Raw genomic sequence first — 20,930 nt, forward strand, 5'->3', positions numbered from 1 at the left:
CGTTACCCTTTTAATAACGCAGTAACAATTTTTTCTTGTGCGTCTAAAGATAAATAAGGATGCATAGGCAAACTCATTACTCTTTCTGCAATCGCATCACCTACAGGTAACCATACATTTGTATCAGCAACTGCTGGTTGTTTATTCAATGGAATTGGATAATGTACAGCTGTTGGAACACCTTGTTCTTGTAATTCTTTTTGGACTTCTGCTCGATTATCGACCTGAATCGTATATTGTGCCCATGCGCTGGTATTATACGGCTCTAGGTATGGCGTGGTGTGAACACCAGCTTGATTAAATAACTGATTATAGGTTTCAGCTACTTTTTGACGTGCCTGCATTTCATCATCCAAAATTTCTAATTTTGGCAATAAAATTGCTGCTTGAATTGTATCTAAACGGCTATTAACGCCAACTCGAATATGGTGATAACGACGATCTTGTCCATGGCGAGCAATTTGTCGAATGACTTTAGCTAACTCCTCGTCATTAGTGAAAATTGCACCACCATCGCCATAACAACCTAATGGTTTACTTGGGAAAAAACTAGTACAAGCAACTGTGCTTAAATTACAGCTTTTACGCCCTTTATAAGTTGCACCAAAACTTTGTGCAGCATCTTCAATAACAGGAATTCCATACTTTGCAGCAATCGCATTAATGGCATCAAAATCTGCACACTGACCATATAAACTCACAGGAATAATGGCCTTAGTTCGCGGTGTAATTGCTGCTTCTAGTTTTTCGACATCTAAGTTATAAGTTTTAGGATTTACATCAACATAAACTGGCTTAGCACCTAATAATGCGACCGTTTCTGCTGTTGCAATATAAGTAAAACCTGGAGTAATTACTTCATCACCTGGTCCAATACCAAATGCCATTTGTGCGATTTGCAGAGCATCTGTCCCATTCGCACAAGTAATACAGTATTTTACGCCAACATAAGCAGCTAACTTTTCTTCTAATTCCGCAACTTCTGGCCCTAAAATATACTGACCATGGGTCAATACACTTTGAATACCTGCATCGATCTTATCTTTAATTCGATTTTGCTGTGCTTTTAAATCAATAAAGTCAATCATATTAACTCTGCTTTGTTAATGTCGTTCCATCGAGTTGATAAACTGCTCCTGTATGAGAACAGGTTACTTGTACCTGTCCTTGTAAAGGAAGATCAAGCTGCTCACCAAATTCACTCATCCAACCAATCTGTTTAGCCGGCACCCCTACCATTAAAGCATAGGCAGGCACATCTTTATTTACGACTGCACCAGCTCCAACAAATGCATAAGCACCAATGGTAACACCACAAACAATAGTACAGTTTGCGCCTAATGTGGCACCCTTTTTCACCAGTGTGTCACGATATTGATCTTTGCGTTCTATCAAAGAGCGCGGATTATATACATTGGTAAAAACCATGCTTGGACCACAAAACACACCCTCTTCCAGAACGACATTATCGTAAACCGACACATTGTTTTGAACTTTACAGTGATCGCCAATGACAACGCGGTTACCCACAAATACGTTTTGCCCTAAAGACACGCCTTTACCGATTTTGGCACCACCACATACATGAACAAAATGCCAAACACGTGAATCTTCACCAATTTGTGCACCATCATCAACTATGGCAGTTTCATGCTGATAAAAGCTCATGCCTTTTTCACCTTTGCCAATAATGGGTGTGGATTTGACGGGTTCTCAACAATTGGTGAAACGCGAATCACTTCAACTGTTTCAATCGCAGCACGGTTTTCTTCAATACCGTAGCCTTTACCTTCTAAGACACGCTGATAGCTTTGTGTATGTAGATCGGTGAAACCACCAGAGAATTCAAGCTCTTCATTTTCAATCGTGATACTACGGTAAGTCAGTTTTTCACCTTGCACTGCATTTTCTGGTAAATTATTTGCATCAATTGACAAGAACCAACGTACACGCGCACGCTCATACTCTAAATAACCAGAAGCTGTTTTTTCATCACGGAAATGCACTTCATTTTTAACGATTTTGCCAAAAATAAAATGAAGCATGTCATAGAAATGCACACCAATATTGGTGGCTACACCACCTGATTTATTGTCTACTCCCTTCCATGATTTTAAATACCATTTCCCACGGGAAGTCAGGTAAGTTAGGTCAACATCAAATACTTTATCTGCTGGCGCAGCTTGAACTTTATCACGCAATGCAATAATTGATGGGTGTAAACGTAGTTGTAAAATCGAGTTTACCTTGGCACCATATTGTTTTTCATATTCAGACAGCATATTTAAATCTTCTGAATTCAGCACCAATGGCTTTTCACAAATGACCTCAATGCCATTTTTCAAAGCATATTTCATATGAGGTGCATGTAAATAGTTTGGTGAGCAGATTGCAACATAATCTAGCTTTTCACCTTTTAATTTTTGGTCTTCTACATACGCTTCAAATTCTTCAAACTCAGTGAAGAACTCAGCCTCAGGAAAATGACTATCCATAATTCCTACAGAGTCATTCACATCCATAGCAACAGTTAAAGTATTGCCTGTTTCTTTAATCGCTTTAAGATGACGTGGTGCGATATATCCTGCTGCGCCAATAAGAGCAAATTTTTTCATCATTTCACTTCTTTTCAATTTCTAAATTATAGACGGAATACTGTAAAACCATGTTCAGCTATGATTGTACGATTAAATAGGCCTTTAACATCCGCAAGAACAGGCTTATCGCTGCGCACATATGTTTTTAGTTCGGCAGCAGACAAGTTACGGAATTCATTATGTCCAACAGCGACAACAAGTGCATCGACAGGGTGTTCAGCATTAACAAGCCCCAACTCAATACCATACTCGTGCCTCACTTCCTCAGCATCAGCCCATGGGTCGGACACAACCACTTGAGCCCCCCAAGCCTCAAACTCTTTAATTAAGTCTGCAACTTTACTATTACGGATATCAGGGCAATTTTCTTTAAAAGTTACCCCTAGCACCCCAACTTTTGCACGAGGGACATCGATACCATTTTGAAGCATTTTCTTAATAGTATTACGTGCAACATAACGTGCCATGTTGTCATTGATACGGCGACCAGCCAGAATCACTTGTGGGTGATAACCCACCTCTTCCGCTTTATGTGTTAAATAGTATGGATCAACACCAATACAATGCCCACCGACTAAACCTGGGCGAAATGGCAAAAAGTTCCATTTACTTCCAGCTGCTTCAAGTACATCGATAGTATCGATACCCAAACGGTCAAAAATCACTGAAAGCTCATTGACCAAAGCGATATTTAAATCACGCTGTGTATTTTCAATTACTTTTGCTGCTTCTGCGACTTTGATACTAGATGCTTTATGAGTACCTGCCGTAATAATACTAGCGTAGACGGCATCAACAGTATCCGCAATTTCTGGCGTACTGCCACTGGTTATTTTTTTAATCTTGGTTAAAGTATTAACTTTATCCCCAGGATTTATACGTTCAGGGCTATAACCTGCAAAGAAATCTTGATTAAATTTTAAACCCGATATTTTCTCTAAAATTGGAATACAAACTTCTTCTGTTGCACCAGGGTAAACTGTTGATTCATAAACGACGATATCACCTTTTTTTAAGGCTTGACCTACTGTTTCACTCGCTTTTTTCAAAGGTGTTAAATCTGGACGATTTACTTGATCAACTGGCGTTGGAACTGTAACAATAAAAAAATTAGCTTCTTTTAAATCATGTAAATTCGCACTAAAGTTAAGCTGATATGCTTTTTTAAGGTCATCTGATGAGACTTCTAAAGTATGGTCCTCTCCACGCTTCAGCTCATCAATACGACTATGATTAATATCAAATCCAATAACTGAACTTTTTTTCCCAAACTCGACAGCTAACGGTAAACCCACATATCCCAAACCAATAATTGCTATTTTTAATTCGGCAAGTTTCATAAAATTAGCCTTAATCCCTACAATGTATTTAAAATTCAAATGAAAGAAATAGAAACCATCAATTTTTCTGGGCACAATATAGCAGAGTTTTGCTCGACACTATAACGAAATTGTATAACGTATTTTTCTTTTTAAACGGTTTCACTCATAAATTCTACTAAAATACAATATTATCAATAATTAACAAAATCGCTTGTCCAGTCAGATAAACTTAACATACAAAGCTAAACGATTAATCGGTGATTTTTTAGGATTTTTGAGCTAGAATTGGCAAAATTCTAAGTCTAAACACAGATGATTGTGTCTAAGCTGATATAAATTTTATAAATATTCAAGGGTAAATTGTGAAGCATTATCAATTATTTTCCATCCTTGCGATTAGCTTAAGTGCTGTTGGATGTGCTGTCACTTCTGGTTTACAAACATATGATATTCCTAATGAAGGTGCGTATACTACTGATCTTGGTACACAAGTAAGTGTTATCCAAATCACACAACAAAATTTATCATCAATACAATCTATTCCTAATGATTTTCAAAAAAGCTACTATCAACTTTTCACACCTTCACAATCTTATCGCTTAAATGCAGGTGATGTATTATCGATTCAATTTTGGGCATATCCAGAACTTTCAACAGTTTCTAGCGACCCTAAAGCCGGCTATCGTATTGATCATAATGGGTATATCCATCTTCCATTAATAGGCAACTATAAATCAGCTGGTAAAACCATCGTCCAAATCAATGATGAACTTCGTAAAAAATTCAGTAGTTACTTAAGAAATCCTGATGTTATTGCTCGAATTATTTCTTATGAAAGTCAACCATTTTCTGTACAAGGTGGCGTAAAGAATGGTGGACAATTCTTCCTCACAGATAGGCCAACTAGTATTTATACCGCATTAAGTTTAGCTGGGGGAGTCTCAGAAACTACAAATAATGCATTTATTCAGCTCATTCGTGGTGGTGTTACATATGATCTTAATGCTGTTGAATTAGAAAAAATTGGACTTTCTTTACATAAATTATTAGTACAACCGAATGACACTATTTATGTAGTTCCACGAGAAAATCAGAAAATATACATCATGGGTGAAGCGTTCAGAAATCAAGCAATCACTGTTAGAGACCAAGGTTTAACCTTGGGTGATGCATTAGGCGAAAGTTTAGGCCTAAATCCACTATCTGCAAGTGCAAGTAGAGTCTATGTATTAAGAACAAATAAAAAAGATCATCGGACTGAGCTATATCACTTAAATCTACTCAACTTTGGTGATTATGGGTTAGCAAATCAGTTCCAATTACGCGGAAATGATGTGATTTATGTAGATGCAACAGGATTAGTTAGATGGCAACGTATTATCAATCAAATTGTTCCATTTTCTAATGCGGTCACTAGCTTTGATCGTTTAGGACAACTATAAATGGAGATAAGAAATATTTTAGTTGTTTGTATTGGAAATATCTGTCGTAGTCCAATGGCTGAATATTTATTAAAGAAAGAATACCCGCATTTAAATATTGAGTCTGCAGGTATCTCAGGTCTTTCGGGACATCCAGCTGATGAAAAAGCTCAAATATGTATGAAGCATTTAAATATTGATATGAGTAAGCATATCGCAAAAAAATTAAATGCTGAACATTTAAAAAAAGCTGATTTAATTTTAGTGATGAGCAAAAATCAGCAAGCTCATATTGAACAGGCTTGGTCTTTTGCAAAAGGAAAAACCTTCCGTTTAGGCCACTGGAAAAATAAAAATGTGCCCGACCCGTATCAACATGATCAAGCTTTTTTTGATGATACATGTCAGCTGATCCAACAGTGTCTCACTGATTGGAAAAACTATATTTAACTTTTAGATTTAAGATTATGAGCCAGAATACTAATACAGCAGATTCAATTGACCTCAAAGAACTTTTCTTTGCTCTAATCGCGCAATGGAAACTCATCGCACTTTGTATCATTCTTAGCCTTGTACTTGCTTTATTATATCTACGTGTAACACCAGATATTTATTCTGTAGATGCATTAGTTCAAGTTGAAGATAGTAAAGGTGCAGGAGCTGCAGCTTTATTAGGTGAAGAGTTATCAAAAGTAGTTGACCAGAAATCACCTTCTCAAGCTGAAATTGAAATTTTAAAATCACGATTAGTTTTGGGTTCTGTTATTCAGGCACTTCACTTAGATCTAAATATTACTAGCACAGAAGACTCACTTGGCAATCGCTTATTACGCAAAGAACATCACACATTAAAATATAATAATAAATCGGTTATTTACGAAGATGACGATAAAGCTTTGGTCATTAAATCTTTTGAAATTCCCAATACGTATCTAGACCAAACCCTTTTACTAAATTTTGATAACAAAAAATTAGAGCTAAAAGACTATAAAACAAAAGAACTTCTTTTAACTGCACCATTAAACCAAATCAATAGAATTTCTAATCAATATGGTACATGGAACATCGCTATATTTTCTAATGAACTGCTAAATGATAGTTTCTTAGTAACAAAAAATTCTCTTCCTGCTGCCGTTAAAGCCCTTAGCCTAAATTACTCAGTTATAGAAAAAGGTAAGTTAACTGGTATTTTAGGTTTAAATTATCAAGGTCAAGACAAAGAACATATTACGAAAGTACTAAATGCAATTTTGGCAGCATATAGTGCTCAAAATGTAGCCCGCCGTTCAGCTGAAACAGCTCAAACGCTTAAATTTCTAGATGAACAGTTGCCTGAGTTAAAAAAACAACTTGATGATGCTGAACGTGAGTTCAATAAATTTCGCCAAAAATTTAATACTGTTGATGTAACCAAAGAATCTGAACTTTATCTTACTCAGAGCATCAACTTAGAAACAAAAAAAATAGAGTTGCAACAACAACAAGCGGATTTGGCAGCAAAATACACTGCTGAACATCCAGCGATGCGAGAAATTAATGCACAAATAACAGCAATCAACAAACAGATCGGTGAACTTAATAACACACTAAAACAATTACCTGATTTACAAAGACAATACTTGCAACTTTATCGCGAAGTGGAAGTAAAAACACAGCTCTATACAGCTTTATTAAATTCATACCAACAACTCAGAATCGCAAAAGCTGGAGAAATTGGCAATGTACGTATCGTTGACACCGCTGTAGAACCGGTAGAACCAATCAAACCACAAAAATTACAGATCTTAATTCTTGCTATTCTGTTAGGTGGTTTTTTAGGTACATTAATTGCCTTCTTGCGTAATATGCTTCGTACGGGTGTTAAAGACTCAAGCCAAATTGAACAGGAGTTTGATATACCTGTTTATGCAACCGTTCCTCGCTCGCCTATTCAAGAAACTCGAATTAATATATTAAAGAAAAAGAAGACTATCCCTATCCTTGCTGTTAAACACAACGATGATATTGCGATAGAGAGTTTACGTAGCATTCGAACTGCGATTCATTTTGCGCTCGCAAATGCTAAAAATAATATTATCGTCATTGCAGGTCCGTCTCCTGAGGTTGGGAAATCGTTCATTTCAACCAATTTGGCCACTATTCTTGCACAGACTAACAAGAAAGTTTTGTTGATTGATGCAGATATGCGTCGTGGTTATATGCATAAATATTTTAACTTAGATGTCAATCCTGGTTTAGCTGAGTTTTTAAATCACCAAGTGGAGTTGAATCAAGTAGTCAATTCAACTGAGGTAGCTGGCTTAAGCGTTATTACAAGAGGTAAAAATCCAGCTAATCCGTCAGAAATGTTAGGATCTGAACAGTTTGCGGTATTACTTGAACAACTAAGCCAAGAATATGATCATATTATTATTGATACACCACCTATTCTCGCTGTGACTGATGGAATTATCATCTCTCAATATGCGGGTGTAAACTTACTTGTAGCTCGCTATGCTAAGTCGCAAATGAAAGAACTTGAACTGAGTTTAAATCGTTTTGAACAAGCAAATGTCAAAGTAAATGGCTTTATTTTAAATGATATTCAACGTGCAAGTGCTGGTTATGGATATGGATACAATTATTCATATGCTTACAAAGCAAATAATGATGATTAAAAATCTATCATAACAATCATCTCAAAAAGCCAGATCTCAAAGTCTGGCTTTTTATTAATAAACACATAAACTATATAAAAAATACACGCATTTTTTAGCTGAGTTATTCAATGCTTAAGCTTAGACATGCTAAGATCATGGTCATATTTTTTATTAAAATCTTACCTCGGACATCTCATGAGTAAAGCTTTACCTGTCATTGCAGCAGTCGTTTTAGGTGGCGCAGCCCTTGTTCCTGTTTACTATGCTACTCAGCACCCAACGACTGAACTTGGGTCAAAAGCTGATAAAAATGCAGCCCCTGTTGCAAAAATCAGTTATGCCTTAGGCTATGAAGTTGCAAAACAAACACCACCTGAATTGGAAACAGCTGCATTTATCACAGGTTTCCGTGATGGGCATGCCAAAAAGCCTGCTGCATACACCGAAGAAGAATTACAAGCTGCTTATATGGAATTCCAAAAGGAACTTCAACAAAAACAACTTAATGAAACAAAAAAAGCTGAAACCACAAACAATAGTTTTTTAGCTGAGAATGCAAAAAAAGAAGGGGTGAAAACAACGGCTTCCGGTTTACAGTACAAAATTATTAAAGAAGGTACTGGCAAACAACCTGCCGCAACCTCTGTTGTGAAAGTTCACTATAAAGGTCAATTAACCGATGGTAAGGTCTTTGACAGTTCTTATGACCGTGGTGAGCCAATCGAATTTCCACTCAACCAAGTCATTCCTGGTTGGACAGAAGGTTTACAATTAATGAAAGAAGGTGGTAAAGCAACGCTTTATATCCCTTCTCAACTTGCTTATGGAGAACAGGGTGTTCCGGGTTCTATTCCACCAAATAGCACATTAATTTTTGATGTCGAATTAATCACTGTAAAATAATCAGTACCAAGGAGAGCATAAGCTCTCCTTTATTTTGGAAGAAATAATGAAAAAACTAAGTTTGATTTTAATTGCCTCAATGATGGGGACAGTACATGCAGCGCCAATTACTTTAAAAAGTCCACAAAAAGATCAGTTAGGATATAGTTACGGTTATTTAATTGGTAAGAGTTACGCTGAGACATTAAAAGATCTTGATATTGCAACAATCTCACAAGGTCTAGAAGAAGCCATACAAGGTAAATCCGCATCATTAACTGATGAAGAAATGATTAACCTATTAAGCCAATATAAAAAGCGCCTCGAAGCAAAACAACTAATAGAATTTCAGGAACTTGCTCAAAAAAATGAGAAAATTGGAAAAGCATTTTTAGCTGAAAACACGAAGAAAGCTGAGATTGTAACCACCAAATCAGGTTTACAGTACCAAGTAATCCAAGAAGGCAAAGGCAAATCACCTAAAGCAACTTCAACAGTGAAAGTAAATTACGAAGGACGACTCTTAGATGATACGGTATTCGACAGTTCAATTGCACGAAATCATCCAGTTGAATTCAAACTTAACCAAGTCATTGCAGGTTGGACCGAAGGCGTTCAAACCATGAAAGTAGGTGGTAAGAGTCGTTTCTTTATTCCAGCAAATTTAGCATATGGCGAAGTGGGTTCAGGTGATGTGATTGCGCCAAATAGCACACTCATTTTCGATATTGAATTACTCGAAGTCCATTAAAGCAAATATTTGATTCTTTTATTTAAAAGGATCAATAAATATCCTAATGTGATTGATGCAGATAGTACGACCGTTGTAAATACTATCGTATTGTTTGCATCAAATTTTTTCGCGACCTCAAACATGATCATGGGGTGAATGAGATAAATTGCCGTTGAAAGCGTTGCAATATTTTTGCTATGACTTCGAATATCTTTATTAAGCGTAAAAATAAAAATTGCTGGTGCAACGAGCAATAAAACTGCAAGTAAATCAAGAGATTCTTTATGACTAATAAAATAGTAATGGATAAATGATTCAAATATTAACAATAAGAATAAGCACACTATTAGATATATATTAATATTTATTTTGTGATTTATTTTATATTTATTAATCCAAAACCCGATCATCATAAATGGAAAACATACCATCAAAAAATTCCGATAGTTTCTAGATTCGTTCATTAATTGATCTATTCCTCTAGGATATACATGTAAATTTCCTATTATCTGTATCGTGTACCCTGTAAAAAAACATAGAGCTACCAAACCAATCTGAAACGCTAGTGAGTAATTGCGCAGCCAGTAAACCAACAATCCACCAAAGAAAGTTCCTATAAGATACCAAAGTACAAAATAGCCCCAAAATAGGTTCTTTATGTTCTCAGCTAAAGATGAAGAAAACCAAAACGAAGAATACAATATCATCCAAATTAGATAAAGAATAAGGAGTCTTTTACCCCACTTAATTAATTTTTTAAAATCATTGATATAGAAAAAATAATAGCCAGAGATTACTAGAAAAACTGGAACGGCTATTCGACATATACCATTCACAGTTACGTAATATAAAGAAGCATTTACGTCTTTGAATAAACTACAATGCAGCATGACAACAAGAAGAGACAGACAAAGCTTTAAAATATCTATTGCTACATTTCTGGCCATTTTCTTAATTCAACTACTCAAATATATCTTAAGCTTTTAAATTTTTTGGTCTAAAACCTGTAATCAATAATCCAATCACATACGCCACCACACCAGTTACACATAAACCAGCCACTTCAGCGATGCGTAACCATTGTGAAATATCGCCTTGATACCAACTTAAACCATACCAAAGCGCGACAATCATAGTGATGTTCGCAATTGCATATTGGAACGCTAGTTTCTTCCAATGCGCACCAAATCGATAAATATTCCGTTTATGTAAATAAAAATATAGCATACCCGCATTCACCAAAGCTGAACCTGATGATGCTAAAGCTAAAGCCATGTGTTCTGCATGCCAATCAATTAATTTAAAGAAACCGATAAAAACGACGTTTAAAATCGCATTCGCAGCCACCGCCATCAAACCGACACGAACTGGGGTTTTGGTGTCTTGCTGAGCGTAAAAACCAGGTGCAAACACTTTGATCAACATAAATGAAATAACCCCTGCACTCATACATTGCAGAGCTAATGCTGTCATTCGTGTATCTTCCAACGTAAATTCACCACGTTGGAACAACGCTTGAATAATCGGTGTAGACAGCATAAATAATGCAATGCTCGAAGGAATACCAACAAGCATGATGATTTTAGCAGCCCAATCGATCATGCTCTTAAATTTAGCTTGGTCTTGTTCTGCATGACGCGCTGATAACGAAGGTAAAATCACTGTACCGATTGCTACGCCAATTAAACCCAATGGTAGCTCTGTCATACGTTCAGCACTATATAACCATGACACAGAACCATCTTGCATGAATGAAGCCCAAATCGTATTCAGCAATAAGTTGATCTGCGTGACTGAAACACCAAATAAAGCAGGTAACATCAGTTTTAAAATACGGTCGACACCTTCATGTTTAAAATCAACTTTTGGGGGAATCAGTAAGTTTTTATTCCATAATTCAGGAATCTGAATTGCGAGCTGTAAAACGCCTGCAACAACAACAGCCCAGCCTAATGCCATAATGGGCTCTGCCATATACGGCGTTAACCACCATGCACCTGCGATCATTGCGACATTTAGTAGTACAGGCGAGAATGCAGGTGATGCAAATGAACCATAGCTATTGAGAATACTGCTGGCAAAAGCCGTTAATGACATGAACATCAGATAGGGAATCGTAAGACGAAACATATCAACAGCAAGGTCAAATTTCTCAGGATCGTTATGAAATCCGGGTGCGTAGATATAAATAATTGCAGGTGCAGCAACCATTGCGACAAACGTCAATAATGACATTGCTGTGAGTAGACAACCAAAAACTCGACTGATGAGAATCTGAACTTCGGCATGCGCACGACTGGTTTTATATTCTGTTAGAACAGGAATGAATGCTTGAGAAAAAGCCCCTTCTGCGAAGAGTCGCCGAAAAAAATTGGGAATACGAAAGGCAACGACGAAAGTATCGAAGTCCTTGCCCGCACCAAATACATTGAGTAGCACAACATCACGCACTAATCCCAAAATTCGGGATAACATCGTCATTGCACTGACAATGACAGTCGATCGCCACAATGCCATCGCATTCACCTACGGCTTATCTTTTAAAAAGCGTTATTGTAATGAAAGTCAAAATAGATTTCGTTGTGAAATCATAAATTCGACGAAGTTTTTTTAGATAGTAATTGACGGAATAATTGCCAATCAAAATATAACCCAGGATCAGTTTTACGTTTTGGGGCAATATCAGAGTGACCTGCAATATGATTCTGAATTTTTGGATAAGCCTGTCGCAGTACCGTTACGACTTCTACGAGAGCCTGATATTGTTCAATTTCAAAAGGTAAATCATCGCTACCTTCTAATTCGATGCCAATCGAATAGTCATTACATTCTTTTTGAGCAAGATAACTGGAACGTCCTGCATGCCATGAACGGTCATTAAAGTTTACAAATTGAATGACCTCTCCCGTACGCAAGATCAGCAAATGTGCGGATACCTGCATCCCTTCAATGGTCTGAAAATATGGATGGATAGACCAATCTAATTTATTTTGAAAAAACTGCTGAATATAGCCTCCACCAAACTGTGAGGGTGGCAAACTAATATTATGAATAACAATCAGTTGAATATCTGTATCAACAGGACGAGTATTAAAATTAGGTGATGCAATCTGGGTCGCACCGATTAATTTTCCAGCTTGCACTTGAGTAAATTTAGCCTGTTGCATTATGACCCGAATTCGCAATTTAATGTTTATCTACTGCATTCTGACATGCTTTATCACGAATAATCGAGATGAAATACTTATTTTTTATGAGGAGGGTGCTAATATATCGCACAAGTTTTTTGGTCATAAATATACTGGAACGGGTATGAGTATTCCTCAATCTTTGCTTGAACAATCTATTCAAATCAATATTCAACAAGCATTACAAGAAGATATTGGGGATGGTGATATTACCGCAATGCTTACCCCTGAAGAAGAGCAAGCAACCGCAACGATTATTACCCGTGAAGACATGGTTTTAGCTGGTCAACCTTGGGTCAATGCGCTGATTCAAACGTATGATGACTCAGTACAAATCACATGGCTTAAACAAGAAGGTGAGCATGTTGCAGCAAATGAGGCTTTTTTAAAACTCGCGGGTTCTGCGCGTAGTTTACTGACTGTAGAACGCCCTGCTTTAAACTTTATTCAAACTCTTTCTGCTGTGGCGACTAAAACTGCAAATTATGTGCAACAACTTGAGGGTTTAAACACCAAATTGCTTGATACACGTAAAACCTTACCCGGTCTACGTATTGCACAAAAATATGCAGTTGCTGTGGGTGGTGGACAGAACCATCGTTTAGGTCTATTTGATGCATTCTTAATTAAAGAAAACCATATCATGGCAGCTGGTGGTATTGCTCAAGCAATTGCTAAGGCACATGATATTGCACCGGGTAAACCTGTCGAAGTAGAAGTTGAGACTTGGGACGAGTTAAACCAAGCACTTGAAGCTGGTGCAGATATCGTCATGTTAGATAATTTTAGCCAGCAACAAATGATTGATGCGGTCAAGCATGTTGCGGGGCGTTGTAAATTAGAGGCTTCTGGCAATATTACAATTGAAAACTTGCGCGAAGTTGCAACCACAGGCGTCGACTATATTTCAATGGGCGTACTCACTAAAGATGTTCGCGCTGTAGACTTATCTATGCGTTTTTAATGCTTAAATATTCTAAGCATCATCATCCGATGGCTGTGTTTTAAGTACATCAGAAGTCGAAATTTTTGTTGTTTCGACTTTCTCAGTCCATGCTGATTTAGCTTCAGCTGAATCAGTAGGTCGTGGATCTGCTGCCATTAGCACAAAAGTCACCACAGTTAATAACACTAGAAAAACTTGTACCATGTTCCCCTTCCTTATTTATTCTTAATTTTTCGAGTCTATCAATCCAAAATGAGAAAAAATTGAGTGTTGTGTTACCGCATGCAAATACTCTGTGAGCTATTGTTTACAATCATATGATGATATTTAGTTTCATTTTTAACCGAAAAGACCAGTATGCTCAGTAGCTCAATTTATTCAAATAAGAATGATAGACACGCTCTATTTCGTATGTGCTTTAACATCATTCACGATCGGCTATAGGGTTGTACATTGTTCTTGTTTTAGACAACAGATCGATCATCCTGCAGAAGTATTTCTTTTTGGTTTTCCCACTCTGATGCTAATTCTATTCTATATATTGATTTTTACTGTGATAATTTCAGCCTATAAGAAAGCGGCTAAAGATTGCTCTTGAGCCGCTTTCTTATCAGTAGATCGAAATCCTATACGCCTATCACACCCATATATGGATCAGAAAATGAGTCTTCGTTAGTCTCAATACGACCCGCAAACCGGCGACTAAAACTTGGTTCATTTTGAATCGTCACTGTAAAGTCATACCAACCACCAAATTCAGACATATCCCAACTCAACTCTTTTTCAGCTGTAGTCGTTTCAATCTGCCATGTCTTATTCGGTAAATAAGCATTCGCTTTTACAACCAATTTTGCTGTTTGTGCTCCATCATTGCGTACCTTCAAGAACAATTTCGGATTACATTCTTCCATACACACACGGATTTCTGGCAAAGCTTCAAATTGACTTGCTTGAGCAACATTACCCGTAAAGCTACGATGGAAACCATTGGGACCCAAGACCCATAAATCATATTGGTTATCTTTGGTCTTCCAAACATCATCAAGTTGTTTGCCTGCTTCCACCATATAACGGCGTGGGATAGCATCTAAATTCAACTTATCATAAACATGAAAGACAGCAGCATGTGTTCCTGTATTAGAGAACATCAATTTTACCGTTTTCTTTGCAGCATCCACTTTGGCACTGGTATGCAAAATATAAGGTAATGCTCGTGATGGTCGAACACCAATTTCTTGTACAGGATAAGATTGGCTTAAAGGACGAATGACTTGTGCCATCCCTTCCTGTGCTTTACGAATTGCATCGGCTTCGGATTTACTCTTTTTACCCGATAGATTATCCAACGGGAGAAGATTAGGCGTTTTAAAGTTAAAAGCTGAGGTTAAATCACCACAGACCGCTCGACGATATGGGCTAATATTCGGTTCTTGCACTCCAAAACATTGTTCTAAGAAGCGGATCACCGAAGAGTGATCAAAGACCTGTGAATTCACCCATCCACCACGGCTCCAAGGCGAAATAATGTACATCGGAACGCGGATACCAGGTCCATAGACACCAACACCATTACTTACTTTAGGATCAGTAAAATTTGGCTGCCCTGCAGAAGCTTTCGCATGCGTCGCATACTCATACGACATTTGTTCTTTTGTTAAGGTTGATTTACCACACACTTCACCAGACACATCAATCGATGGCGCACTTGGAGAAGGAACATGATCAAAGAAGCCATCATTCTCATCAAAATTAATCAAGAAAACGGTTTGGCTCCACAATTCTGGTCGTTCAGTTAAAGCATTTAATACTTCCTGAATATACCATGCCCCTTGAACAGGGCTTGAAGGACCAGGATGTTCACTATAAGTTGCTGGTGCAACCAACCAACTCACTTGTGGCAATTGACCTTTAGCAATATCTTCTTTGAATGTTCCTAAAAAACCGCCATCAGGCATGGTATTGGCAATCCCTTTATACAACGGTTGTGTCGCATCAATCGCAGGATCATAAGCAGGACAGTCTGAATTATTGTTCACAGGTTTACCAGACAATTCATTGGCACGGCGGTACTGTTTAAAACCTGCCAATGGGTTATCGGTAAAGTTATCAGGCATATTTTGATAAACTTTCCACGTAACGCCTGCTTGCTGTAAACGTTCTGGATATGTTGTCCAATCATACCCCACGGTTGACGGGCCAATATCATCTAAATCATTCACCACACTCGCAACATTTGCCGCAGTTGGACCGTTGGTGCCCGTCCATATAAACATCCGATTTGAGTTTGTTCCCGTATGCATCGCGCAGTGGTAAGCATCGCAAAGAGTAAATGCATTCGCTAAAGCAAACTGAAAATCAACTTCCTGCTGTTTATAATATCCCATAGATTGTGGCTGCTTATACTGCACCCAATTGCCCATACGACCATGATCCCAAGCAAACTGACCATCTGTCCATGAATGCGGTGTACCACTGACACGCTGTGCGTTACCACGACTGCTGTCTAGGTGATAAGGATAAACTTTATTCTTATTGGCATCATATTGTTCCCATACCTTACGTCCTTGAGTTAAAGGAATGGTAAAACGATCGCCAAAACCGCGGACGCCTTTCAAGGTCCCAAAATAATTATCAAAGGAGCGGTTTTCTTGAGTCAGAATCACCACATGTTTCACGTCTTTAATGGTACCCGTTTCAACTTTGGCATCAATCGCAAGCGCTTTTTGGATGCTCATTGGGAAACTGGTGAGTGCAGCTGTACCAAACAATGCTTTGGTTGAATTTAATAAAAAATCACGACGATTCATTTTTCTAATTTCCTTATTTTTATCAATTAGGGAGCACAATGGATTTTACAATTTGATGTAGGCGGCTTTGGATCTGGCGTGGGCGTATTATTATTGGTGTTATCACTATCGTTACACGCACTGATGAAGAAGCAACTGCTGGTCAGCACTGCCAAAAGGAAATTTCGCATTTTACTATCCGTTAAATATTCGTGCAGATAGTCAATACAAAATAAGTGACAATTCGATGATGATTTGATCGCAATTCGATGACAAAAATAGATAAAAAAAAGGCGGTCTAAACATACCAGACCGCCCGCACTATCAACTGGAGATTACCAACCGAGTGCCTGCTGTTGCTTCTGAATCAATTCTGCGATTCCTTTTTCTGCAAGCTCTAACATGGCATTAGACTGCTGGCGAGTGAACGGTTTCTCTTCTGCCGTTCCTTGAATTTCAATAAATTCGCCCGCTTGTGTCATCACCACATTCAAATCCGTTTGGCAATTTGAATCTTCTTCGTAACACAAATCGAGTAGGACTTCGTCTTGGTACATTCCTACTGAGATTGCTGCCACGAGACCTTTTAATGGGTCTTGTTTAATCTTTTTATTGCTCAGTAACACATTCATGGCATCGACTAAAGCCACCGCTGCGCCTGTAATGGCTGCTGTACGGGTACCGCCATCTGCTTGAATGACATCACAGTCAATCGTAATCGTGTTCTCACCCAACTTCTTCAAATCCACCATGGCACGCAGACTACGACCAATGAGACGTTGGATTTCTTGGGTACGTCCTGTTTGTTTACCGCGCGCTGCCTCACGGTCACTACGTGTATGCGTCGAACGTGGCAACATACCGTATTCAGCAGTCACCCAACCTTGCCCTTGACCTTTCAAGAAACGTGGAACTGAATTATCAATACTTGCTGTACACAACACTTTGGTATGACCAAACTCAACCAAAACTGAACCTTCTGCGTAACGGGTATAGTTACGTGTGATTTTTACTTCACGTAATTGGTCTAATGCTCTTTGGTCAATACGCATAACGATTCCTTAAAACTATGGCACAAATATGATTGCGCCATAGTATAGCTCAATTACACGTGCTTTCAGTTTTACTTATTCGTTACAATTCCACGAATACGCAATCCTTTAAGCAAATTTAAATCTCGCTTTTAAATTTGTCCAACCTTGCGCCAATTGTGCCGACATATCATTTGGCAATGAACATTTTGCTAAACGTACCCAAACTGTCCAAAATTGCTTCATGAAATTAGCTTCGTTATAGTTCACGCCATATTCAGCACATAAAGCTCTGATCTGTGGTGCCACTTGCTCATAACGATTTGCTGGCATATCTGGGAACAAATGGTGCTCAATCTGATGGCTTAAGTTACCACTCATAAAGTGCATCCACTTACCACCTGTGAAGTTACTCGAGCCACGGATCTGGCGTAAGTACCATTCTGCCTTGGTTTCGTTCTCAGTATTATCGGCTTCAAAGGTTTCTGCATCTTCAGTAAAATGACCATTAAAAATCACTGCCGAAGACCATAAGTTACGAATCACATTGGCTACAGCATTACCTGCCAATACTGGGATAAAGTTAATCGTCGCAATCGCAGGGAAAAACACATAATCTTTGAGGACTTGGCGAGTCGCCTTTTTACGAAACTCGGCTGCATCCGCCCATACTTGTTTCCATGTTTTGGTTTTATACACTAGTGCATCTTCCAAATGTAGGTTTTGTACGCCCACATACCATTGGAAAAAGAACATTAACTGTAATGCCAATGGAATATTTGCCAAATGACGAACTTCCCATTTTTGATCTTCCGTGACACGTAAGATGCCATAACCAACGTCATGGTCTTTGCCCACAATATTGGTATAAGTATGGTGCATATAGTTATGGGTAAAACGCCAATCATTCCCTGAACACGTATTGTCCCAGTCATAATCTTCACCACGTAAACTTGGGTCATTCAACCAGTCAAACTGACCATGCATGACATTGTGTCCAAGTTCCATGTTTTCGACGATCTTAGATACGCCTAACATTGCTGTACCCACTAACCATACTGGTGGAATCCAGCCACCGAACATCAACATACCGCGTGATGCGATTTCGGTATAACGCACAAAATTACGGACTTTATAAATATACTTTGAATCTTCTTCGCCTAAATTTTGCATAACAGCCAAACGAATCTCTTCTACGCGACGACCAAATTCTTCAACTTGCTCTGGCGTTAAATGTGCTGACTTTGATGCTGCTTTAAATTCTAATGCCATATTCATTTCAATTATCCTCAATATTTGTTTTTATAGGTCAATCGTGACTGGGCTAAGGGCTTGGCTTACACATAACTTGATCGCACGATTAGGCTGATCATCAATCTCACCCGTAATCACGTTCTGTGTTACACCACTAACTTTAGTACAGCTACAGCGATTACATACCCCCATACGACAACCATGCTGTGGGCGTAACCCTGCTTGCTCCGCACTACTTAATAGATTGGTCGTTGCAATAAAATTCTGTTGCGCACGACGGAAAGTAATTGGTTGAGCTTCGTTAGACTGCTCAATTTGTACAGGTTGGAAAAATTCTTGATGAAAATTTCCTACTGCATCGTGTTGAGCATAAATCTCTTGTGCTTGGCGCATCATACTGTGATGACCACAAGCATATGCCTGTAATTCTTTAAAATTCGGAACTAACTTTTCTAATAAAGCGGTATCTAAATGCTGCTTTTGCTGTGCTGTATTAAAAAAGTGATATTTCAGTTGTGGATATTGTTCTGCTAAAGCCAATATTTCCTGATGGAACACTTCAGCACGGTTAAAATACACGACATGAATTTCTTTAAGCTTTTGAGCAACTGCTTGTTTTAACAATGAGTAAATTGCAGTAATCCCAGAACCAGAAGCAATCAAAAGTGCAGACTGTTGTCCTTGATGTAGCACGAAATCGCCTTGTGCTTGAGAGATTTCAAAACGATCCCCTACACGCAATTGTTGTGCTGCTTTTGACACTAAGCCTTGAACTTTAATGCCTAATCGTATTTCACCATTTTTAGTAATATCGACAATTGAATAACTACGTTGGTGATAAACCCCATTGATCATTAGCGTGATCAAAACACTTTTACCTGCTTCAACTTCAATTAAATCAAAGTTGTGGTTTGGTTTTATGGTGAGTAAAACCATATCTGAGCTTAACGACTCTACAGCAGTAACTTCTGCAAGAATGCGTTTCCAAGCAAACGTTGGCTTTATTTTTTGCAAAACAAAATCAACAAAATCTTCGCGAATCCAATGTGGCTGATAACTTAACTCTGCGTTCATACGTTCCTCGTTTTGTATCTGGCTATTTATTTTGAGTGAACAAATGTTCGTGTAGTGAACATATGTACACTATATTTATTTGTGTTCACTGAGTCAACACTTGTTCACTATTTTTTGAATATTTTTTATGCTTTTTTATAAGTAATTAGAAATATTAATAAAATAATTATTCTTAGGCTTCACCACTCCAAAAGCGATTCCTCATATTTCTTTGTCTAATTGAAAATGTGTCTGATTTAGCTATGGATTAGGGCTAAAAAAATGATGTTTTTTTTGCTAGACTCTACAGTATGGTTTTAATGGATCTTATTCATGTCGATTAGAGATGAACGAAAACAACAGAGTCGTCAGGCTTTACTTGATGCAGCGCTCCACCTCAGTACTTCTGGACGTTCATTTAGTAGTATTAGTTTGCGTGAAGTTGCACGTGAAGTTGGCTTAGTCCCAACGGCATTTTATCGTCATTTCCAAGATATGGAGGCATTAGGTCAAGAACTGGTTGACCAAGTGTCTTTGCATTTAAAGAGCCTGATTCATCAATTAGGACAAAGCTATTTACAACATAGTGGTACGGCTAAGACACGTACCAGTATTGAATTGTTTGTACAGGCAGTAAATCACAGCCCGCAACAATGGCAATTTATGATTGCTGAGCGCTGGGGTGGTTCTGAAACCGTTCGTATCGCAATTGCACGAGAAATCGAATTTTTAATTGAAGATCTCGCAATCGATTTATGCAAACTTGAGACCTTTAAACACATTCAAGAAGCCAAAGATTTACAAGTGTTATCAACGATTTTGATTAATATGTCATTTACATGGGCAATGACGTGGATCAACTTACCGAAACAATTTCCAATTGATCGTTTGTTAGAACAACAAAACTTATTTATTGACAATGCAGCGACTCAAGTCCGCCTACTTTTCCGAGGTATCTCGAACTGGGAACCACAAAACGCCTGATCCTATCAAAGCTAAAGTTTGATATATAAAAGCATTGCTTAGCGTTATGATTGATAACACACTAATGCAAATGCCGTTTAGAACACTATGAGGA

At 38.0% G+C, this 20,930-nt stretch carries 19 protein-coding genes; 7 read left to right on the forward strand and 12 right to left on the reverse strand.

Annotated features, from left to right (window positions below):
• Nucleotides 1-2 precede the first annotated feature (2 nt).
• Genes AC0JIQ_RS15990 through tviB form a run of 4 tightly spaced genes read right to left on the reverse strand, consistent with a single transcriptional unit; the run spans nt 3 to nt 3,937 of the window.
• Nucleotides 3-1,088: a DegT/DnrJ/EryC1/StrS family aminotransferase gene (locus tag AC0JIQ_RS15990; RefSeq protein ID WP_474202207.1), complete on the reverse strand. Its 1,086-nt coding sequence runs from the start codon at nt 1,086-1,088 to the stop codon at nt 3-5.
• A 1-nt stretch (nt 1,089) separates the two neighbouring features.
• Nucleotides 1,090-1,668: a UDP-2-acetamido-3-amino-2,3-dideoxy-D-glucuronate N-acetyltransferase gene (gene wbpD, locus AC0JIQ_RS15995; protein ID WP_474202208.1), complete on the reverse strand. Its 579-nt coding sequence runs from the start codon at nt 1,666-1,668 to the stop codon at nt 1,090-1,092.
• Nucleotides 1,665-2,615: a Gfo/Idh/MocA family protein gene (locus AC0JIQ_RS16000; protein WP_474202209.1), complete on the reverse strand. Its 951-nt coding sequence runs from the start codon at nt 2,613-2,615 to the stop codon at nt 1,665-1,667. Before AC0JIQ_RS16000 ends, wbpD begins: the two co-directional genes overlap by 4 nt.
• Before the next feature lie 26 nt (nt 2,616-2,641).
• Nucleotides 2,642-3,937, reverse strand: coding sequence for a Vi polysaccharide biosynthesis UDP-N-acetylglucosamine C-6 dehydrogenase TviB (gene tviB, locus AC0JIQ_RS16005; protein WP_474202210.1), 1,296 nt, complete (start codon nt 3,935-3,937; stop codon nt 2,642-2,644).
• Nucleotides 3,938-4,281: 344 nt separating this feature from the next.
• On the opposite strand from tviB, the gene AC0JIQ_RS16010 reads away from it, so the two are divergent.
• The 5 genes from AC0JIQ_RS16010 to AC0JIQ_RS16030 all read left to right on the forward strand — a co-directional run bounded on the left by AC0JIQ_RS16010 (nt 4,282) and on the right by AC0JIQ_RS16030 (nt 9,612).
• Nucleotides 4,282-5,361 carry a polysaccharide biosynthesis/export family protein gene (locus tag AC0JIQ_RS16010; protein ID WP_474202211.1) on the forward strand — a complete coding sequence of 360 codons (1,080 nt, stop codon included), beginning with the start codon at nt 4,282-4,284 and terminating at the stop codon, nt 5,359-5,361.
• Nucleotides 5,362-5,790: a low molecular weight protein-tyrosine-phosphatase gene (locus tag AC0JIQ_RS16015; RefSeq protein ID WP_474202212.1), complete on the forward strand. Its 429-nt coding sequence runs from the start codon at nt 5,362-5,364 to the stop codon at nt 5,788-5,790.
• Between the two features lie 17 nt (nt 5,791-5,807).
• The gene (locus AC0JIQ_RS16020; protein WP_474202213.1) at nt 5,808-7,997 is read left to right on the forward strand and encodes a polysaccharide biosynthesis tyrosine autokinase; all 2,190 of its coding nucleotides are present in this window, start codon (nt 5,808-5,810) and stop codon (nt 7,995-7,997) included.
• A 177-nt stretch (nt 7,998-8,174) separates the two neighbouring features.
• A complete protein-coding gene (locus AC0JIQ_RS16025) occupies nt 8,175-8,882 on the forward strand; it encodes an FKBP-type peptidyl-prolyl cis-trans isomerase (protein ID WP_474202214.1) in 708 nt (235 codons plus the stop codon).
• A 46-nt stretch (nt 8,883-8,928) separates the two neighbouring features.
• Nucleotides 8,929-9,612 (forward strand): FKBP-type peptidyl-prolyl cis-trans isomerase, encoded by a 684-nt coding sequence (locus AC0JIQ_RS16030; protein WP_474202215.1) that lies wholly within the window; start codon nt 8,929-8,931, stop codon nt 9,610-9,612.
• Here AC0JIQ_RS16030 and AC0JIQ_RS16035 read toward each other — a convergent pair.
• The 3 genes from AC0JIQ_RS16035 to ampD all read right to left on the reverse strand — a co-directional run bounded on the left by AC0JIQ_RS16035 (nt 9,609) and on the right by ampD (nt 12,761).
• Nucleotides 9,609-10,541 (reverse strand): acyltransferase family protein, encoded by a 933-nt coding sequence (locus tag AC0JIQ_RS16035; protein WP_474202216.1) that lies wholly within the window; start codon nt 10,539-10,541, stop codon nt 9,609-9,611. The genes AC0JIQ_RS16030 and AC0JIQ_RS16035 overlap by 4 nt on opposite strands.
• 28 nt (nt 10,542-10,569) lie before the next feature.
• On the reverse strand, nt 10,570-12,120 hold the full coding sequence (gene murJ / locus AC0JIQ_RS16040; RefSeq protein WP_474202217.1) for a murein biosynthesis integral membrane protein MurJ: 1,551 nt from the start codon (nt 12,118-12,120) through the stop codon (nt 10,570-10,572).
• 62 nt (nt 12,121-12,182) lie between these two features.
• A complete protein-coding gene (gene ampD / locus AC0JIQ_RS16045; RefSeq protein ID WP_474202218.1) occupies nt 12,183-12,761 on the reverse strand; it encodes a 1,6-anhydro-N-acetylmuramyl-L-alanine amidase AmpD in 579 nt (192 codons plus the stop codon).
• A gap of 145 nt (nt 12,762-12,906) precedes the next feature.
• On the opposite strand from ampD, the gene nadC reads away from it, so the two are divergent.
• A complete protein-coding gene (nadC, locus tag AC0JIQ_RS16050) occupies nt 12,907-13,746 on the forward strand; it encodes a carboxylating nicotinate-nucleotide diphosphorylase (protein WP_474202219.1) in 840 nt (279 codons plus the stop codon).
• Between the two features lie 12 nt (nt 13,747-13,758).
• Here the strand turns inward: nadC and AC0JIQ_RS16055 are convergent, their stop codons facing one another.
• The 5 genes from AC0JIQ_RS16055 to AC0JIQ_RS16075 form a co-directional block, all read right to left on the reverse strand.
• Nucleotides 13,759-13,932: an ABZJ_00068 family colistin stress protein gene (locus tag AC0JIQ_RS16055; RefSeq protein WP_474202220.1), complete on the reverse strand. Its 174-nt coding sequence runs from the start codon at nt 13,930-13,932 to the stop codon at nt 13,759-13,761.
• A gap of 422 nt (nt 13,933-14,354) precedes the next feature.
• A complete protein-coding gene (locus AC0JIQ_RS16060) occupies nt 14,355-16,535 on the reverse strand; it encodes a phosphocholine-specific phospholipase C (protein ID WP_474202221.1) in 2,181 nt (726 codons plus the stop codon).
• A gap of 314 nt (nt 16,536-16,849) precedes the next feature.
• Entirely contained in the window at nt 16,850-17,566 is a 717-nt protein-coding gene (gene rph / locus AC0JIQ_RS16065; RefSeq protein ID WP_004665354.1) for a ribonuclease PH, read from the reverse strand.
• A gap of 108 nt (nt 17,567-17,674) precedes the next feature.
• A complete protein-coding gene (locus AC0JIQ_RS16070) occupies nt 17,675-18,817 on the reverse strand; it encodes a fatty acid desaturase family protein (protein WP_474203284.1) in 1,143 nt (380 codons plus the stop codon).
• A 30-nt stretch (nt 18,818-18,847) separates the two neighbouring features.
• The gene (locus AC0JIQ_RS16075; RefSeq protein ID WP_050041998.1) at nt 18,848-19,873 is read right to left on the reverse strand and encodes a ferredoxin reductase; all 1,026 of its coding nucleotides are present in this window, start codon (nt 19,871-19,873) and stop codon (nt 18,848-18,850) included.
• A gap of 312 nt (nt 19,874-20,185) precedes the next feature.
• On the opposite strand from AC0JIQ_RS16075, the gene AC0JIQ_RS16080 reads away from it, so the two are divergent.
• Nucleotides 20,186-20,836 (forward strand): TetR family transcriptional regulator, encoded by a 651-nt coding sequence (locus tag AC0JIQ_RS16080; RefSeq protein WP_004665357.1) that lies wholly within the window; start codon nt 20,186-20,188, stop codon nt 20,834-20,836.
• Nucleotides 20,837-20,930 lie beyond the last annotated feature (94 nt).

The organism is Acinetobacter sp. FB (assembly GCF_056033405.1).